This is a genomic window from Shewanella sp. FJAT-52076 (assembly GCF_019457455.1).
GTDB lineage: Bacteria > Pseudomonadota > Gammaproteobacteria > Enterobacterales > Shewanellaceae > Shewanella > Shewanella zhangzhouensis.
On sequence record NZ_CP080415.1, the window covers coordinates 720,816 to 736,464 of the forward strand.

Annotated in this window: 14 protein-coding genes and 1 pseudogene; 12 read left to right on the forward strand and 3 right to left on the reverse strand. The window is 53.7% G+C overall.

Annotated elements, in window-relative coordinates; genetic code table 11:
* Position 1 precedes the first annotated feature (1 nt).
* A complete protein-coding gene (locus K0H79_RS03095) occupies positions 2-526 on the reverse strand; it encodes a bifunctional 2-polyprenyl-6-hydroxyphenol methylase/3-demethylubiquinol 3-O-methyltransferase UbiG (protein ID WP_220077271.1) in 525 nt (174 codons plus the stop codon).
* The gene (locus tag K0H79_RS03100; RefSeq protein ID WP_220077272.1) at positions 523-933 is read right to left on the reverse strand and encodes a hypothetical protein; all 411 of its coding nucleotides are present in this window, start codon (positions 931-933) and stop codon (positions 523-525) included. Before K0H79_RS03100 ends, K0H79_RS03095 begins: the two co-directional genes overlap by 4 nt.
* Positions 934-1,297: 364 nt before the next feature.
* Between K0H79_RS03100 and fccA the strand changes: the two genes are divergently transcribed.
* The 3 genes from fccA to K0H79_RS03115 all read left to right on the forward strand — a co-directional run bounded on the left by fccA (position 1,298) and on the right by K0H79_RS03115 (position 5,047).
* Complete coding sequence (gene fccA / locus K0H79_RS03105) at positions 1,298-3,079, forward strand: fumarate reductase flavoprotein subunit FccA (RefSeq protein WP_220077273.1); 1,782 nt, start codon at positions 1,298-1,300, stop codon at positions 3,077-3,079.
* A 176-nt stretch (positions 3,080-3,255) separates the two neighbouring features.
* Complete coding sequence (locus tag K0H79_RS03110) at positions 3,256-4,245, forward strand: 2-hydroxyacid dehydrogenase (protein ID WP_220077274.1); 990 nt, start codon at positions 3,256-3,258, stop codon at positions 4,243-4,245.
* A 67-nt stretch (positions 4,246-4,312) separates the two neighbouring features.
* The gene (locus K0H79_RS03115; protein ID WP_220077275.1) at positions 4,313-5,047 is read left to right on the forward strand and encodes a dienelactone hydrolase family protein; all 735 of its coding nucleotides are present in this window, start codon (positions 4,313-4,315) and stop codon (positions 5,045-5,047) included.
* A 300-nt stretch (positions 5,048-5,347) separates the two neighbouring features.
* Here K0H79_RS03115 and K0H79_RS03120 read toward each other — a convergent pair.
* Positions 5,348-5,824: pseudogene (locus K0H79_RS03120) on the reverse strand (mechanosensitive ion channel family protein); the annotation flags it as partial.
* Positions 5,825-5,919: 95 nt separating this feature from the next.
* On the opposite strand from K0H79_RS03120, the gene K0H79_RS03125 reads away from it, so the two are divergent.
* From K0H79_RS03125 to K0H79_RS03165, 9 genes are all read left to right on the forward strand, one after another.
* Positions 5,920-6,666 (forward strand): spermidine synthase, encoded by a 747-nt coding sequence (locus K0H79_RS03125; RefSeq protein WP_220077277.1) that lies wholly within the window; start codon positions 5,920-5,922, stop codon positions 6,664-6,666.
* Between the two features lie 120 nt (positions 6,667-6,786).
* Complete coding sequence (locus K0H79_RS03130; protein WP_220077278.1) at positions 6,787-8,313, forward strand: leucyl aminopeptidase; 1,527 nt, start codon at positions 6,787-6,789, stop codon at positions 8,311-8,313.
* 220 nt (positions 8,314-8,533) lie between these two features.
* Positions 8,534-9,103, forward strand: a complete 570-nt coding sequence (gene ahpC, locus K0H79_RS03135) for an alkyl hydroperoxide reductase subunit C (RefSeq protein ID WP_011758735.1) — start codon at positions 8,534-8,536, stop codon at positions 9,101-9,103.
* A gap of 97 nt (positions 9,104-9,200) precedes the next feature.
* Entirely contained in the window at positions 9,201-10,763 is a 1,563-nt protein-coding gene (ahpF, locus tag K0H79_RS03140) for an alkyl hydroperoxide reductase subunit F (RefSeq protein ID WP_220077279.1), read from the forward strand.
* A 128-nt stretch (positions 10,764-10,891) separates the two neighbouring features.
* Positions 10,892-12,028, forward strand: coding sequence for a GGDEF domain-containing protein (locus tag K0H79_RS03145; protein WP_220077280.1), 1,137 nt, complete (start codon positions 10,892-10,894; stop codon positions 12,026-12,028).
* Between the two features lie 106 nt (positions 12,029-12,134).
* The gene (locus K0H79_RS03150; RefSeq protein ID WP_220077281.1) at positions 12,135-13,220 is read left to right on the forward strand and encodes an OprO/OprP family phosphate-selective porin; all 1,086 of its coding nucleotides are present in this window, start codon (positions 12,135-12,137) and stop codon (positions 13,218-13,220) included.
* Between the two features lie 9 nt (positions 13,221-13,229).
* Positions 13,230-13,637 carry a phosphate ABC transporter substrate-binding protein gene (locus tag K0H79_RS03155; protein WP_220066744.1) on the forward strand — a complete coding sequence of 136 codons (408 nt, stop codon included), beginning with the start codon at positions 13,230-13,232 and terminating at the stop codon, positions 13,635-13,637.
* A 45-nt stretch (positions 13,638-13,682) separates the two neighbouring features.
* Positions 13,683-15,302: a methyl-accepting chemotaxis protein gene (locus tag K0H79_RS03160; RefSeq protein WP_220077282.1), complete on the forward strand. Its 1,620-nt coding sequence runs from the start codon at positions 13,683-13,685 to the stop codon at positions 15,300-15,302.
* Positions 15,303-15,418: 116 nt separating this feature from the next.
* Positions 15,419-15,646 (forward strand): hypothetical protein, encoded by a 228-nt coding sequence (locus tag K0H79_RS03165; protein WP_220077283.1) that lies wholly within the window; start codon positions 15,419-15,421, stop codon positions 15,644-15,646.
* The last annotated feature ends 3 nt before the right edge of the window (positions 15,647-15,649 follow it).

Here is a 15,649-nt window from a genome sequence, read left to right on the forward strand (position 1 = left end):
GTTAATCCAGAGGTTTGCGGCAGATGATACTGGCTTTATAGGCGCCGCTGCCACCGGGTGTCTCGGGTGTGTCCTCACGATAATACACTTGTTCCCAGTCAGTAAAGCGTTCTCTGAGTTCGTTTTTGCCCAGCAGAAACGCCGGGTTTTTGGGCCTGCCGATACTGGCCTGAGCTTCGGTGAAGGTTTCATAAACGAGTATGCCACCGGGCAACACCGAGTCCCGGATCCACGGCATGAGCGGCCGGTGTAAGTAATTGAATACCAATATCACGTCGAACGGTCCGAGCAGAGGTGCCTTGCCTTGTTCAAGGTCAAACGGGTGGATGCTCGCGCCTGGATTCCCCTGTATCTCGGACGGAAGTGCGGTTGTTTCCAGATCGACAAAGCTAACATGATGCCCACGCTCCAGAAACCAGATGCCGTTGCGGCCATTGCCACAGGCCAAATCCAGTACCTGCAGGGGCTTTGTCTGGGTAAACAACTCTGGATATGCATCGAAAAGCGGTGAGGGCGCCAGGGTCATCCTTTGATTTCCCTGCGGCTTTCAATACGCCGTCTGTGCCAGATGGAATAATGCCGAAGCCCGGCAGGGCCATGGGATACCAGCACCGACAGCAGTAAAACGACCACAAACAGCACGGCTTTGTGCTCAGGAAAGGGCACAAACAGGCACAGCAGGCCTAATTTTGCCAGGGTGAGCACGCCTTTCAGTTGGATAAGCCAGCGCCAGTCCCGCAAAATTTCCCATCCCATCAAGAGGCTGCCGCTGACCACGGCCAAGAGCCAAAAGTCGTGCCACTCGACCCTGGCGAGATGGAACAGCACACCACCACCCACACCACAAACCCCGAGCAAATGCAGTGCTCTGAGGCTGGTTTTACCTATTCGCTGGACCCAAAAACTGGATTCGGAGAGCTCTTTGTTGGCCATGTGTTGTATCTGCAGACATTGATAACGGCAGCATACCAGCTGTGTTCCCTGCAGGGGAGTTCTGCGGCGAGAAACCAGCAAGTCCGATGTTCTTTTATTGATAAAGTGTTGCCTGGTCGACATTTTTCGGCGGTCTGCTGTGACCGGCTTCAATCCTTGAGCGAAAAGCTTGCCCGCACCTGCAATTAACGACGGGCATAGGATTTTCAGTGGAAAGACTGTGACTTACTCTAAAAAATACCCCTTTAGATAGTGCTACTATTTTTGCCGTGGTCAGTGTTTTGCTCCGAATATTAACAGTAATTAAGTGTAAAACACGCCATAAAAATACCTCTTTATAAGTAGTTTTTTTGGAGGAACACTTATGTTCACGGGAGCGATGAAAAAAACGGTACTGGCGGCACTGATCTCCGGGATCATGGCGGGCACTGCATGGGCGGGAGCCGATAACCTGGCCGATTTCCACGGTGATAACGGTTGTGACAGCTGTCACCAAAGCGACAAAGGCCCCAGCAACGACAATCTGACCTTTGAAAACGGTCAATGCGTTAGCTGCCACGGCAGCCTTACTGAAGTGGCGGAAGGGGAGCGAGAAGGCATTGTTTCTCCCCACAAATCACACCTGATTGGTGATATTGCCTGTACCAGCTGCCACAAAGGCCACGAAAAGTCAGTGACTTATTGCGATGCTTGCCATAACTTCGGCTATGAAATTCCCTTCGCTGGAAAGTGGGAGCGCAAATTTGTTCCTGTGGACGCTGATAAAGCTGCCCAGGATAAGGCCATAGCAGCAGGTCCCCGTGAAACCACAGATGTGGTCATCATAGGTTCCGGTGGTGCCGGGCTTGCGGCCGCTGTTTCTGCCCGCGATGCCGGTGCCAAGGTCGTGGTGCTTGAAAAAGAACCCGTTCCCGGTGGTAACACCAAGCTTGCCGCAGGTGGTATGAACGCCGCCGAAACCAAGCCTCAGTCCAAACTGGGCATTGTTGATAAAAAGCAGATCATGATTGACGACACCATGAAAGGTGGCCGCAACATCAACAATCCTGAGCTGGTAAAAGTACTGGCCAACAACTCTTCCGATTCTATTGATTGGCTGACTGCCCTGGGCGCAGACATGAATGACGTTGGCCGCATGGGTGGCGCCAGCGTTAACCGCAGTCACCGCCCAACCGGTGGTGCCGGTGTGGGTGCGCACGTAGCGCAGGTTCTCTGGGATGCTGCCGTGGCCCGTGATGCCGATATCCGCCTCAACAGCCGCGTGGTCCGCATTCTGGAAGACGGCGCCGGTCAGGTGACCGGTGTGCTGGTGCAGGGCGCCTATACAGGTTACTACGTGATCAAGGCCGATGCCGTGGTGGTCGCCACCGGTGGCTTTGCCAAGAACAACGATCGCGTGGCCAAGTACGATGCCAAACTCAAAGGCTTTAAAGCCACCAACCACCCCGGTGCCACAGGGGACGGTTTGGATGTGGCCACCCAGGCGGGTGCCGACACAGTGGATCTGGAATACGTTCAGGCTCACCCCACCTACAGCCCTGTGGGCGGTGTGATGGTGACCGAAGCCGTGCGTGGTAACGGTGCAATTCTGGTTAACCGCGAAGGCAAGCGCTTCGTGAACGAAATCACCACCCGTGACAAGGCATCTGCAGCAATCCTGGCGCAGAAAGGTGAGAGCGCGTATCTGCTTTTCGATGACTCTGTACGCAAGAGTCTGAGCAAAATTGAGGGTTACGTGCACCTCAAGATTGTAAACGAAGGCAAAACAGTGAAGGAGCTGGCCGACAAGCTGGGTATGCCTGCCGCTGAGCTTGAAAAGACCATAGGTACCTACAATGGTTTTGTGAAGAGCGGCAAAGACGAGCAGTTCGAACGCGCCGACATGCCACGTGAACTGGCGAGCGCGCCTTACTATGCCATCGAAGTGGCCCCGGCTGTTCACCACACCATGGGCGGTGTGAAGATTGACACCAAGGCCGAGGTCGTGGGCAAAGAAGGTAAGCTCATCAAGGGTATGTACGCCGCCGGTGAAGTAACTGGTGGTGTGCATGGTGCCAACCGTCTGGGCGGTAACGCCATCTCCGATATCGTGACCTTCGGTCGTATCGCAGGTGCGGAAGCTGCCAAGTTTGCCAAAGACAACTGATCTCCCTTAGCACGGAGTGGGTGTGATTACACCCTGTTTCAGGCGGCCCAATCGGGCCGCCTTTTTCTTATCCCGGACTTTAACTAAAGGTGATCCACATCACCCTTTGCGCGACGACAGTTGGCTTATTTTGGCTTACACTGCGGCCATTCAGGCTTTTTCCAGGAACGCCCACCATGAAAATCGGATTCTTCAGCGCCAAACACTACGACATGCAGCACTTTGACCGCACCAATGCCAGTTTCGGTGCCCATATTGAATATTTTGATTCAAGACTCTGCATGCAAACGGTCAAGCTGGCGTACGGCTTTGAGGTGATTTGTGCTTTTGTAAACGACGAGCTGTCGGCTGAAGTCCTTAATGAACTCCATGGCAACGGTACCCGTGTAATCGCCATGCGCTGCGCCGGTTTCAACAATGTGGATTTGGACGAAGCCAAACGTCTCGGCATGACGGTCGTCAACGTACCCGCCTATTCGCCCGAGTCAGTCGCCGAGCACACAGTGGCCCTGATGTTGACCCTGAACCGTAAAATTCACAAAGCCTACCAGCGCACCCGCGATGCCAACTTCTCATTGGAAGGGCTGGTGGGATTTAACATGCACGGTAAAACCGTTGGCGTAATAGGCACGGGCAAGATTGGCCTTGCGACCATTCGTATCCTGCAGGGCTTTGGTTGTAAGGTGGTAGCTTTTGACCCCTTCCCCAGTGCAGCGGTGGAAGCCCTCGGAGTGCCCTATCTGGCGCTGGATGAATTACTGAAGCTGTGTGACGTAGTGAGCTTGCACTGCCCGCTGACCAGGGAAAACCACCACCTGCTTCGCGCTGAGACCTTTGCCAAAATGAAGCCGGGTGTCATGGTCATCAACACCAGCCGTGGTGGCCTGCTGAATGCCTTTGATGCCATGGAGGCGCTGAAGGTTGGCCAGATTGGAGCCCTCGGGCTCGATGTGTATGAAAACGAAAAAGAACTCTTTTTCGAAGACAAGTCCAACGAAGTCATTCAGGACGACGTATTCCGCCGCCTGTCGGCCTGCCATAACGTGGTCTTTACCGGTCACCAGGCGTTTTTGACCGAAGAAGCGCTCGGCGCCATTGCGACCACGACCCTGACCAATGTGCAAAAAGCCCTGGCCGGTGAGCGCTGCGGCAACGAACTTTTCTGATACCCGGCGCTGACAGCGGCAGCGGGGCTTGCTAGATTGAGTGCAGTTTCAATTCCAGGAGGTCCCGATGCGCGTCTGTGCCGAACACCATGTTATCAATACTGCCACCGGCCCCATGGGCACCCGGGTTTATCGACCCGCAGGGCCCGGCAGTTTTCCCGCCATTTTGTTTTATTCTGAGATTTTTCAGGAAACGGCGCCCATCAGCCGCATGGCCACGGTGCTTGCAGGGCACGGATTTGTGGTACTGGTACCGGAAATCTTTCACGAGCTGAACCCCGCCGGGACTGTGCTGGGTTACGATGATGAGGGCAAAGATAAGGGCAACAGCGACAAGGCCACCAAGCCCCTCGAGAGCCACGACTCTGATACAGCAGCCATGGTGGACTTTGTTCGCCGGCAGCCATGGTGTCAGGGCAAAATTGGCGCCATGGGTGTTTGCATCGGTGGTCATCTGGCGTATCGCGCCGCGGTTAATCCGGATGTAGCAGCGGCCTTTTGCCTGTATGCCACCGATATTCACTCGGGCACCATACCCAGTCAGCCGGGCAATGACTCCCTCAGTCGCACCCGCGATATTCGCGGCGAACTCTATATGGTGTTTGGCAAACAAGATCCCCACGTGCCAGGCGAGGGCCGCAGGCTCATCCAGCACAATCTGGAGCAGCATGGGGTTAATCACAGCTGGCTCGAAGTGAACGCCGAACATGCCTTTATGCGGGACGGTGATGTCCGCCATGACCCGGCACTGGCGCTGGAGATGTACCAAAGCGCCATCGCCCTGTTTCAGCGAACCCTCTAATAGAAAAAGCGGCCTCAGGGCCGCTTTTTTCTTTCTGTCTGTTTTGCACAGTTGTGCTTTTCGCTCAGGTTAGGGCGCCTTGGGTTGTGGCTTTTGCTCAACTGTTTTTTTGGCGCTCTCTTCCAGCGCTTCTTCGGCGTTGGCAGCCACAGATGTGGTCTCGGGGGCTTTGGTCTCAGTGGCTTTGGTCTCAGTGGCTTTGGTCTCAAGGGATTGGGTTTCCTGAGTCTTGGCTTCTATTGTCTTGCTTTCTATGGCCTTGGCGTCGAGGGCTTTGTTGTCATAAACCTCGGGGTTCAGCAACTTAATCACCGATTTTTGCAGAATCTGGCTGTTGGGGTAAGTAATAAGGTTGCCGTCATCCCGCTGAATAAGCACATGAAAAAGGGCAATTTCCTGAATAACACCGCGAATATCTTCGTCCTTGTCCACCACCTTGATGCGATCGCCAATGCGGTAGGGGAACACAAAAAAGATCAACACGCCCGCAGTCAGGTTACTGAGAATGGACCATTGAGCGACCAGGGCCACCCCGAGCACGGCAAATGCGGATGACACAAAGAGAGCGACATCGTGATAACCCAGCCCAACCGACACGGCCATCAGTGAGAGTGTGATAAAAAACAACACCGCCGTTAAAAAGCGGCTGACAAGACTGGTTCTGGCGGCACTGACCTGTTTCTTTTCGGCCAGCGCATTGATCACCCGCTTGAGATTGCGCTGAATAATGTAAAAAGCCAGCAAATAAAAACAGGCAAGCAGTATTTGGTTTGTCATAATAGCCCTTTGAAAACACCTCGGCACAAGCCCTCTATTCTAAAGGGGCACACCGGGACCAGTGAAGGGCCATTCAGCGGCCGGGATGTAAAATTTTGTCTGATTTTTCGGTTATCTATCAAACTTCCGATGCCCTTGGCCCTATCAGGGTACTCGACAATGGCGAGTCGCGCATTCTTGCCTTTGGCGACAACGATGAGCAAAGCAAGCTCAACAAAAAAACGCCCCACGTGCCCAAACACTCCTATGTGCAGGTGATGTTGGAGTCGCTGATGTTTTCCAGCCCCAAGAGTGCCATTGTTCTGGGTTTGGGGGGCGGCGCTCTGGTGCATGCCCTGCGACGCTTTGACGGTGCGCTTAAGCTAACAGCGGTAGAGCTTAGGGGGGAGGTGATTGATATTGCAAAGAAATATTTTTATCTCCCCGTGGGTAAAAAGCTCAATCTGATTGAGGCAGATGCCACCGTTTTTGTCAGCGACGCCGAGCATAAAAAAGTCGACATTATTTTCGCTGATCTTTACGGTGCCGACGGCGTCGATGCCAAGCAGCTCACCGCGAGCTTTATTCAGGGCTGTGTGAGGCTGCTTAAACCGGGCGGTATGTTGGTGCTCAATTGCTGGAAAGAACACCGTCAGAGAAGTGATGTCCGTGAACAACTGCAGCAACACTTCTGCGATGTGTATGGCAGCCTCAGCAGTGGCGGTAACTGGGTGGTATTTGCCACCTTGACGCCGGGCGTGCTGAAAGAGGAAGGCCTGAAACAAGCCCGGGCCGAATTGTCGGCCAAATTGGAGTTCAATGTCGGCAAGGCCTCGTTGGGATTTGGCCCCTGGCTGGACTGACGACCTGGTTAAGCGGACGTTGAAAATTGTAAGCCTCTGTTAACCCGGCGTAAGGTCGGGTTACCCCCCGAAAACTCCTTTGTTATTCTTGCCAGTCCCATAATAACAAGGTGTGTTCTCATGCTGAAAACCTCTAAATCCACTCTTGCTGTGCTGTTCGCCTCTTTACTCTCATTGCCCGCAGTGGCCGACAAGGTGAACTTCTCCTCCGAGCTGACTGCCAGTGGCGAAACTCTGGTGCTGTTTAAGGTTAAGGATACTGATTTTCCCGGTGCGCGCGTGATGAGCGACGGCAGTCTCACCCACCTTGAGCGTGCCATGCAGGTAAATGGTTTCGACGGTGGCGAAGGGGAAATGCTGGAAGTGCTGGCCCCTGCCGGTAGTCAACTTAACCGGATCCTGGTGATGGGGCTGGGTGATGGCAAGTTGACCGATGGCGAACTCAATACTCTGGGTGCGAAGCTCGCCGACAAGCTCGCGGCTCACAAAGACACCCGTATCACCCTGATTGCCGAAGGTGCTCCGGACGCTGCCAATCTGGCAGCCGAAGTTGCCCATGGCTTTGATTTGAAACGCTATCAGTTTGGTCGCTATACCGACAAGACGCAGGATGAGCGTGAACTCAGCTTCGCGCTGTCGGATGCCAAAGCTGCAGCCGCCGAATATGCCCGCCTGGCTGCGGTGGATGCAGGAGTGGTGCTTGCCAGGGATCTGGTGAATACCCCCGCAGGAGATATGACCCCTGAAGATTTTGCCGCCGAGGCCCGTAAACTCAAGAGCCTGGGCGTCAAGGTGACAGTGCTGGATGCCAAGGGTATAGAAAAGTTGGGTATGGGCGCCCTGGCCGGTGTCGGTAAGGGCAGCGAAAGCGGCCCCCGTCTTGTGGTGGCTCACTGGGAAGGCGCCAAGGGGGCGCCCATTGCCATGGTCGGCAAAGGCATTACCTTTGACTCGGGCGGATACAACATTAAGGCTTCGGGGGATTCCATCTCTCACATGAAATCAGACATGGCCGGCGCAGCTGCCATTTTGGGTACGGTTAAAGCCATGGCGATGCAGAAGACCAGGGTGAATCTGGTGGCCGTGTTGCCGCTGGCTGAAAACATGGTTTCCGGTGATGCCCTGCGTCCCGGCGATGTGCTGCGTACCGCGCAGGGCCTGACAGTGGAAGTGATGAATACCGATGCCGAGGGCAGGCTCATTCTGGCTGACGGCATGTGGTATGCCAGAACCCATTATCAGCCAAGGGTGCTGATTGATGTGGCAACCCTCACCGGCTCCAAGGTGCGAGCCCTGGGGCGTGAGTATGCGGGTATTTTCAGTGATGAAGAGGCTCTGGTGTCAGGTTTGACCGCCTCCGGCGCCGCCGTGGGTGAGAAGCTCTGGCGCTTGCCGCTGGATAAGGGCTACGGCGATGAACTTAAGTCCCATATCGCGGATTTGAAAAACACCGGTGCCGAAGGCAGTGCCGGCGCGTCTTCTGCCGCCATGTTCCTCAAGCGCTTCGCCGCGGATGTGCCTTGGGCGCACCTGGATATTGCCGGTAATGCCCTGTCCTCATCGGAAAAACCGCTGAGCCCAGCCGGAGCTACCGGCTTTGGGGTGCGTTTACTCAGCCATTGGCTGGCTGGGCAGAGTGCTGATTGATACTGCCACGACCCGGCACTGATTGATCCGTAACGAAAAAGGGAAAACGACTGTTTTCCCTTTTTTTGATTGGTTCAAGTAAAAAACCGATTAAGGTGATAGTTTTTATCCGTTATCAATGATTGATTCCATTGGCTACTATGCTCTCCATCGACGGGGCGCCAAGCCGTTGCCCTGACAAATTCACTGAACCAAGCGTTTGTTTATAAAGGAGCAAAACATGACTCAATCAATCATCAACAGCACCATCAAGCCATTCAAAGCCACTGCTTTCCACAAGGGCGAATTCGTACCTGTGACCGAGCAGGATCTGCTGGGCAAGTGGTCTGTGGTGTTCTTCTACCCAGCCGACTTCACCTTCGTATGTCCTACTGAGCTGGGTGACATGGCTGATCACTACGCCAAGTTGCAGTCCATGGGCGTTGAAGTTTACTCAGTGTCTACCGACACCCACTTCACCCACAAGGCGTGGCACGACACGTCTGACACCATCAACAAGATTGAATTCCCGATGGTGGCTGACCCAACCGGTATCATCAGCCGTAACTTCGGCGTGATGATCGAAGAAGAAGGTCTGGCCCTGCGTGGTACCTTCGTAATCAACCCAGAAGGTCAGGTAAAAGTGGCTGAGATCCACGACCTGGGCATCGGCCGCAGCGCCAGCGAGCTGGTTCGTAAGATTCAGGCTGCCCAGTATGTTGCTACCCACGATGGCGAAGTTTGCCCAGCCAAGTGGCAGCCAGGTGATGAAACTCTGGCGCCTTCTCTGGACCTGGTTGGCAAAATCTAAGGCTTAACCCGCATCACCCCTTGCTCCGGGCCTCCCCCTGATTTGGCCCGGAGCTTTTTCTCCCCGTTATTTATTTTTGCTTGCATCTGGAGCCACCATGTTAAACGCGGATTTGAAACAGCAACTTAAGACCTATCTGCAAAATCTACGGCAAGACGTCAGACTCGTGGTGTCTGCCGATGACAGCAAAAAATCTCAGGAATTGCTCGACCTGGCCAATGACATCTCCTCCTTGTCTCCGTTGGTTTCAGTGACCCAGGCCAGGCTCGAGCGCACCCCTGAGATGCAGGTAACCAATGCTCAGGGAACCGACATTCGTTTTGCCGGTTTGCCCATGGGCCACGAATTCACCTCACTGGTGTTGGCATTGCTGCACACTGGTGGTCATCCACTCAAGCTGGATCTGGCTGTTATTGAACAAATCAAGGCACTGCCACAGACGCTGAAGTTTGAAACCTTCATCTCGCTGAGCTGCCAAAACTGCCCGGATGTGGTGCAGGCGCTGAACATGATGGCTGCGCTGAATCCGAACGTCAGCAGCACCATGATTGATGGTGCCCTGTTCCAGGACGAGGTGGAGTTACGGCAGATCATGGCTGTACCCTCGGTGTTCCTCAATGGCGAACTTTTCTCCCAGGGGCGTATCAGCCTGAAGGAAATTCTGGCTAAGGTGGATACCCAGGCCGCAGCCCGGGAAGCCGATGCCCTGAGTGAGAAAGCCCCATACGAAGTATTGATTGTAGGTGCAGGCCCTGCCGGTGCCTCTGCAGCCATCTATTCGGCCCGCAAAGGCCTGCGTACCGGTCTGGTTGCCGACCGATTTGGTGGCCAGGTGACTGAAACCGTTGGCATTGAAAACTTTATCTCGGTGAAAGCCACCGAAGGCCCCAAGCTGGTGGCGAGTCTGGAAGCCCACGTTCGCGATTACGATGTGGATGTGATGGAAAACCAGAAGGCACTGAAGCTGACCAAAGACGGTCTGTATCAGGTGGAGCTGGCCAATGGTGCTGTGCTGTCGGGTAAAACCGTGCTGATTGCTACCGGTGCCCGCTGGCGCGAAATGAATGTGCCCGGCGAGAAAGAATACCGTGGCCGCGGCGTGGCTTACTGTCCTCACTGTGATGGCCCGCTGTTCAAGGGTAAGCGCGTTGCCGTGATTGGTGGCGGCAACTCGGGTATCGAAGCCGCTATCGATCTTGCCAATATTGTTGAGCATGTGACTGTGCTGGAATTCGACAGTAAGCTGCGCGCCGATGAGGTGCTGGTTCGCAAGGCTCGCTCTATGGGGAATATCCACATCATCACCCAGGCACAAACCACCGAGGTGGTGGGGGATGGCAACAAGGTAACCGGCCTGGTCTACACTGACCGAGCCACAGGTGATGTGCACAGTGTTGAATTGGCAGGTATCTTCGTACAGATTGGTCTGGTGCCCAATTCCGAGTGGCTCAAGGGCACACTGGAGCTGACCCCTCGCGGCGAAATCATGGTGGATGAGCGAGGCCAAACCTCGCTGCCCGGTGTGTTTGCCGCAGGCGATGTGACCAATTCGGCCTACAAGCAAATCATCATCGCCATGGGCAGCGGCGCTACTGCAAGCCTTGGTGCATTTGATTACCTTATTCGCCACAGTGAGGCGGATACTTCAGCAGCAGCCTGATAACCACCACAGTAAAAGCCGGCTTCTTGCCGGCTTTTTTGTCACTTCTTCATGCTTGTGTACACCTAGAATGGCGCGCAGCACATGCTATAGTCATGCAATCATCTTCGTAAGTATCGGAAATCTGAGTGGATAAAGAATCACTGTCGTTTGATGAAGCGCTCAAGGACGAATCGCGCCAGTACATGCTGGCAAGCTTTCAATGGTTGAGTTTTACCAGCCTGGTGCTGCTGACTGCTGTTGGCCTCAATATCGCGTTGGACCCCGGACTGGATTTGGGGTTGGATACCGCTTTTACCATGATGTTGTTGCCGGGGACGCTTTGCCTGTTACATCTGGGGCTCAGATTTACCAGGGTCTCCTGGTCGAGAAGTCTTGGTTGGAACCTCTTCTTTTTAGCGGTACTGGTCATCAGTTGGTTGATATCCATGTCGTTTCTGCGAAGCTCTGGGCTTTTAGTGTTGCCCGGAATCGAAACACTCAGCGATGTGCTCAGTCTCGCCATGGCCGTGGCGCTCTTTCCCAGCATAAAGCTGACTGCCGCTACGGTAGCGCCTTTTTTACTTTATTCGGCTTTCTATCGCTACGAAGTCTACCCGGAAAGCATTTACTTCAACGTGATGCGCAGCCTGTTTATGTTTTTGATCATCATGAGCGCCCAGCGGGTGATTTTTAAATGGTTTCAAAAAGCCGTGCGGCGCAACGTGGAAAAGCGGCGGTTGGTGAAGCATTTTCGCCGCATGGCCTTGCTTGACGGCCTTACCGGCCTCAGTAACCGGCGCCATTTTGATGAAATTCTGGCTCAGGAAATTCGGGCCTCGACCCGGACCGGGCATCCGTTAAGCCTTATTCTGTTGGATATCGATTTTTTCAAACGGCTCAATGATGCGCTCGGGCATCAGGCCGGTGATGATTGTCTGCGGCAACTGGGGCAACTCTTGTCTGATGTGGCGGCCAGACCCAGGGATCTCGCGGTGCGCTATGGTGGTGAGGAGTTTGCGGTGCTGCTGCCAGAAACCACGCTAACAGGCGCGGTGGAAGTGGCCAATCGTATTGCAAAACTCCTGGCTAAAGCGGCCATACCTCACCCTGATTCTCAGGTTGCTGCGCATATTACCGTGTCTCAGGGCTTGGTTCAGTGGCAGCGGGGAATGGATGCGGCAGCCCTGTTGGAGGCCAGTGATGCGGCCCTTTACCGGGCCAAAGAGGATGGTCGTAACCGCTACGTACAATCAACATCGCCAGTAGGGGAGATGGCGGGTTAGACAGGCATTTTTTGATTTTGTTCATAAAAGTTGGTCAAAAAGTTGTCAATTTGTTGCTCGGACCTAAGCTTAAAGTCGGATACACCTGACAAATAAAGGGTTTTGTATGAAGCACAAATTGGCTATCTGTCTTGGTACGCTGCTGCTCTCTGCACCGGCGTTGGCCGAGATTAATATATCCGGGTTTGCCTCTGTGGTCGGTGGCAAGGTGTTGGAAGGCAGTGGGGTGGAAGAGTTTGGGCTCGAACCCACCTTCCTGGCCGATTATCCCCTGGTGGGTGCCTACACAGAGGAGTTCAGCTTTGAACCCGACACCCTGTTTGGCCTGCAAATTTCTGCTGACCTTCTGGACGGACTTTCCGCTACAGCGCAAATCGTCTCCCGGGGCGCAGACGACTTCTCTGCCAGCTTTGAGTGGGCTTATCTGTCCTATGAGCTGAATGAACACTGGACATTACAAGCCGGTAAAAAACGCCTGCCGCTTTACTACTACAGCGATTTCTTTGACGTGGGCTACGCCTATCCCTGGATTAGGCCACCCGCAGACAATTACACCTGGCAGATTTTTAACTACACAGGCGTGAGTGCCCTTTATAACTACCTGATAGGGGACTGGACGCTGACAGGTCAGGTGTATTTTGGCCGCGAAGATGATGAGCCCAACAAGCTGTTGTCGGAATTCTTTTTCGGCGAGTCCACCCGGGAAATCTGGAAGGACATAGGCGGCGTGGTGGTGCAGCTTAACTATGAATGGCTGGATATACGTCTCACCCATATGCAGTACACCAACGAGCGCTACATCGGTGGTGAACAGGTGGAATGGGACGGCGAAACCGAACGTGATGGAAAATTTTATGGTTTGTCGGTCAACATCGATTGGAACAATCTGGTGGTGCTGACTGAAATCAATCGCTTGACCCTTCAAGACTCAGATCTCGATACCTATTTGGTGACTCTGGGTTATCGCATTAAAGACTTCATGCCTTTTGTCTCTTATTCCGACTTTGATGATGGCAGTGAAATCCACAACACCACTTCAGTGGGGCTTCGCTGGGATTTCCACCCATCGGCCGCCTTTAAAATCCAATATGACGATGTAAAAGACGACGGAACCGGGGCCGGTACCGACGACTCCTGGCGGGTTGCCGGGGACTCCAAGTCAATCAGCCTGGGTGTAGACCTGGTATTTTAGGAGAGAGCCATGAAAACCGTGATTTCTGCCATCCTTTTATGCCTGAGCGCCATGCAGGCCTGGGCCGGGGTAGCCGTGATAGTGCATCCAGGTAATGGCGACACTATTGATAAAAAGGCGATTGAGAATATTTATCTTGGAAAAACAAAGTCCTTTCCTGGCGGCAGTCAAGCCGTGCCGGTGAACATAGAGTCCGGGCCTGTCAGGGAAGCCTTCGATACCAATGTACTGGGTAAGTCATCAAGTCAACTCAAGTCATACTGGTCACAGAAGGTCTTTACAGGAAAGGGCACTCCCCCCAAGGAAGTGACCACTGCCGAAGAGGTACTGGGACTGGTATCCTCCAATCCCAACATTATTGGCTATATTGATAGTAGTCAGGTAAATGGCTCGGTAAAGGTGGTTGCCGAGTTCTAACTGGCGGTGCCGACTCAGGTCGGCACCCCTTTTAAGGGGCTGTCTATGACATGGTTTAATAACCTTCCCATCTTTAAAAAAGTCGGTGTCATCTTCATCATTTCTGTGATCATCTTTGCGGTGAACCTGGCTATCAGTCTGGTCTCTATCAATAAAAATCGTGAAACCCTGGGATTTATGGAAGAGAAGATTTACCAGCGGGTTGAACTGGCCAACCAAAATTTGATGTTGGTGCAGCGGCTCGAGGAGGTATACACCCAGGCGGTGTCATTTGCCGATGAAGACCTGTTGGAACAAGCAGGCGGCCTACATGAAAACCTGGCGGCCAACCTTACACTGTTGCAGAGCTCAGACATAAAAGAGACCGACACGCTTCGACAGATGCAGTCGCAGCTCGCCAATTACAACCAGATAACCTCTGGCTTGGCAAAGAGCATGTTGGATGGTTCTGCAGATATGGCCAACATAGGTGCCATCAGTCAGAAAAAGTCCGCTGTATATGAAGCCCTGCTGGGTCATGTGCAGCAATACAAGCAGGCCAAGGTATTGGAGTTCAAAAATACCATCAAGGAGGCCGCCGACAGATCGCAAAACAGCCTCTGGCTAACCATGGTGGTGGGGGTTGTGCTGCTGCTGTTTATGGCCATAGTGACCATGTCCATCGCCCGTGCAATCAGCGCCAGTGCCAAAGGGGTGGCCCATTCCCTTGGTGAACTCGCCGATGGCAAGGGGGATTTGCGACATCAACTACCCGCCAGCAGTCGCGACGAGCTTGGGCAGGTGTCCAGTAACTTCAATCGCTTTTTGGGACTCCTGGCCGATTCTATCCAGAGGGTAGTGAATGTGACGTCGCCGCTGCTCAAGAATGCCCATGATTTGAAAGACAAGATGGAAACGGCAACGGGCGCTACCCAGCGTCAGAGTCGTGATGCTCAAACCGTTCAGGCCTCTATGGAAGAGATGCGCCTGTCAGTGATTGATATTTCCCATAATGCCAGTCAGGCAGCAGATGCGGCGCAAATAGCAGAGCGTGAAGCCATGGACGGGATGGCAGTGGTGCAGCGCACCATGGACATCTCTTTGGAGTTGAACCGCGAAATTGAACATGCGGCCAATGCCATTAATGAATTGGCGAAAGATACGGAAAGTGTCAGTTCGATACTGAATGTCATCACGTCCATTGCCGAGCAAACCAACCTGTTGGCACTGAATGCGGCCATTGAGGCGGCGAGGGCTGGCGAGCAGGGGCGGGGTTTTGCGGTGGTCGCAGATGAAGTGCGTGCCCTGGCATCGAAAACCGCTGATGCCACCAAGGAAATTCGTGAGGTACTGTCCCGGCTCAAAGGCGCCGCCGAATCATCTGTCAGTACCATGACAGTGGCTATGTCCAAGTCGAGTGAAAACGAGGAGCATGCCCAAAAGACGGGGTTGGCGCTCAAGACAATTCAGGAACAAATTGTCAGTATCAATGCCATGAACACCCACATTGCCAGGTCAACCGATGAGCAGTCTCAGGTGGCCTCCAGGGTGGTGGATAATGTGGTTGATATGAATGCGTCTTTCGAACAAACCCTGAATATTCTGGATCAGGTGCATCAGGTTTCGTCTGAGCTATCTGAGTTTGCCGAAGAGCTGCAAAGCGCGACGTCCCAATTCAAGTTGTAAGTGCTCTATCACAAGTGGCAGGGATGAGCCGAGTCAGTGTGGATACAGTCACAGTATGCTATTTAGTGAGCATCTGTAGGTAACCTGATGATGGGGGACGTGTGAGACATTGGCGAATGGGCTTATTACTGGCACTGAGTCTTTTAAACCTTGGGGGCTGTGCCCAGATGTTGTGCGAGCTTAGAACCGACAGGGATCCTGTTGACCCTTATGGTGACCGGCGTCAGTGTGAGGCGCAGGTAGAGCAGCATATGGACGAAAGAGCGGCCGAAAAACAAAAGCGCCTGGCTCGAGAGCAGCAGGCGCTGTTGGATGAGGCCATTGCCTCCCGCATTGAACGTTGACGG

Bases quoted from the DNA above. Each gene is read 5' to 3' on its own strand.
- K0H79_RS03095 (WP_220077271.1), bottom strand. From the start codon at position 526: ATGACCCTGGCGCCCTCACCGCTTTTCGATGCATATCCAGAGTTGTTT.
- K0H79_RS03100 (WP_220077272.1), bottom strand. From the start codon at position 933: ATGGCCAACAAAGAGCTCTCCGAATCCAGTTTTTGGGTCCAGCGAATA.
- fccA (WP_220077273.1), top strand. From the start codon at position 1,298: ATGTTCACGGGAGCGATGAAAAAAACGGTACTGGCGGCACTGATCTCC.
- K0H79_RS03110 (WP_220077274.1), top strand. From the start codon at position 3,256: ATGAAAATCGGATTCTTCAGCGCCAAACACTACGACATGCAGCACTTT.
- K0H79_RS03115 (WP_220077275.1), top strand. From the start codon at position 4,313: ATGCGCGTCTGTGCCGAACACCATGTTATCAATACTGCCACCGGCCCC.
- K0H79_RS03130 (WP_220077278.1), top strand. From the start codon at position 6,787: ATGCTGAAAACCTCTAAATCCACTCTTGCTGTGCTGTTCGCCTCTTTA.
- ahpC (WP_011758735.1), top strand. From the start codon at position 8,534: ATGACTCAATCAATCATCAACAGCACCATCAAGCCATTCAAAGCCACT.
- ahpF (WP_220077279.1), top strand. From the start codon at position 9,201: ATGTTAAACGCGGATTTGAAACAGCAACTTAAGACCTATCTGCAAAAT.
- K0H79_RS03150 (WP_220077281.1), top strand. From the start codon at position 12,135: ATGAAGCACAAATTGGCTATCTGTCTTGGTACGCTGCTGCTCTCTGCA.
- K0H79_RS03155 (WP_220066744.1), top strand. From the start codon at position 13,230: ATGAAAACCGTGATTTCTGCCATCCTTTTATGCCTGAGCGCCATGCAG.
- K0H79_RS03160 (WP_220077282.1), top strand. From the start codon at position 13,683: ATGACATGGTTTAATAACCTTCCCATCTTTAAAAAAGTCGGTGTCATC.
- K0H79_RS03165 (WP_220077283.1), top strand. From the start codon at position 15,419: ATGGGCTTATTACTGGCACTGAGTCTTTTAAACCTTGGGGGCTGTGCC.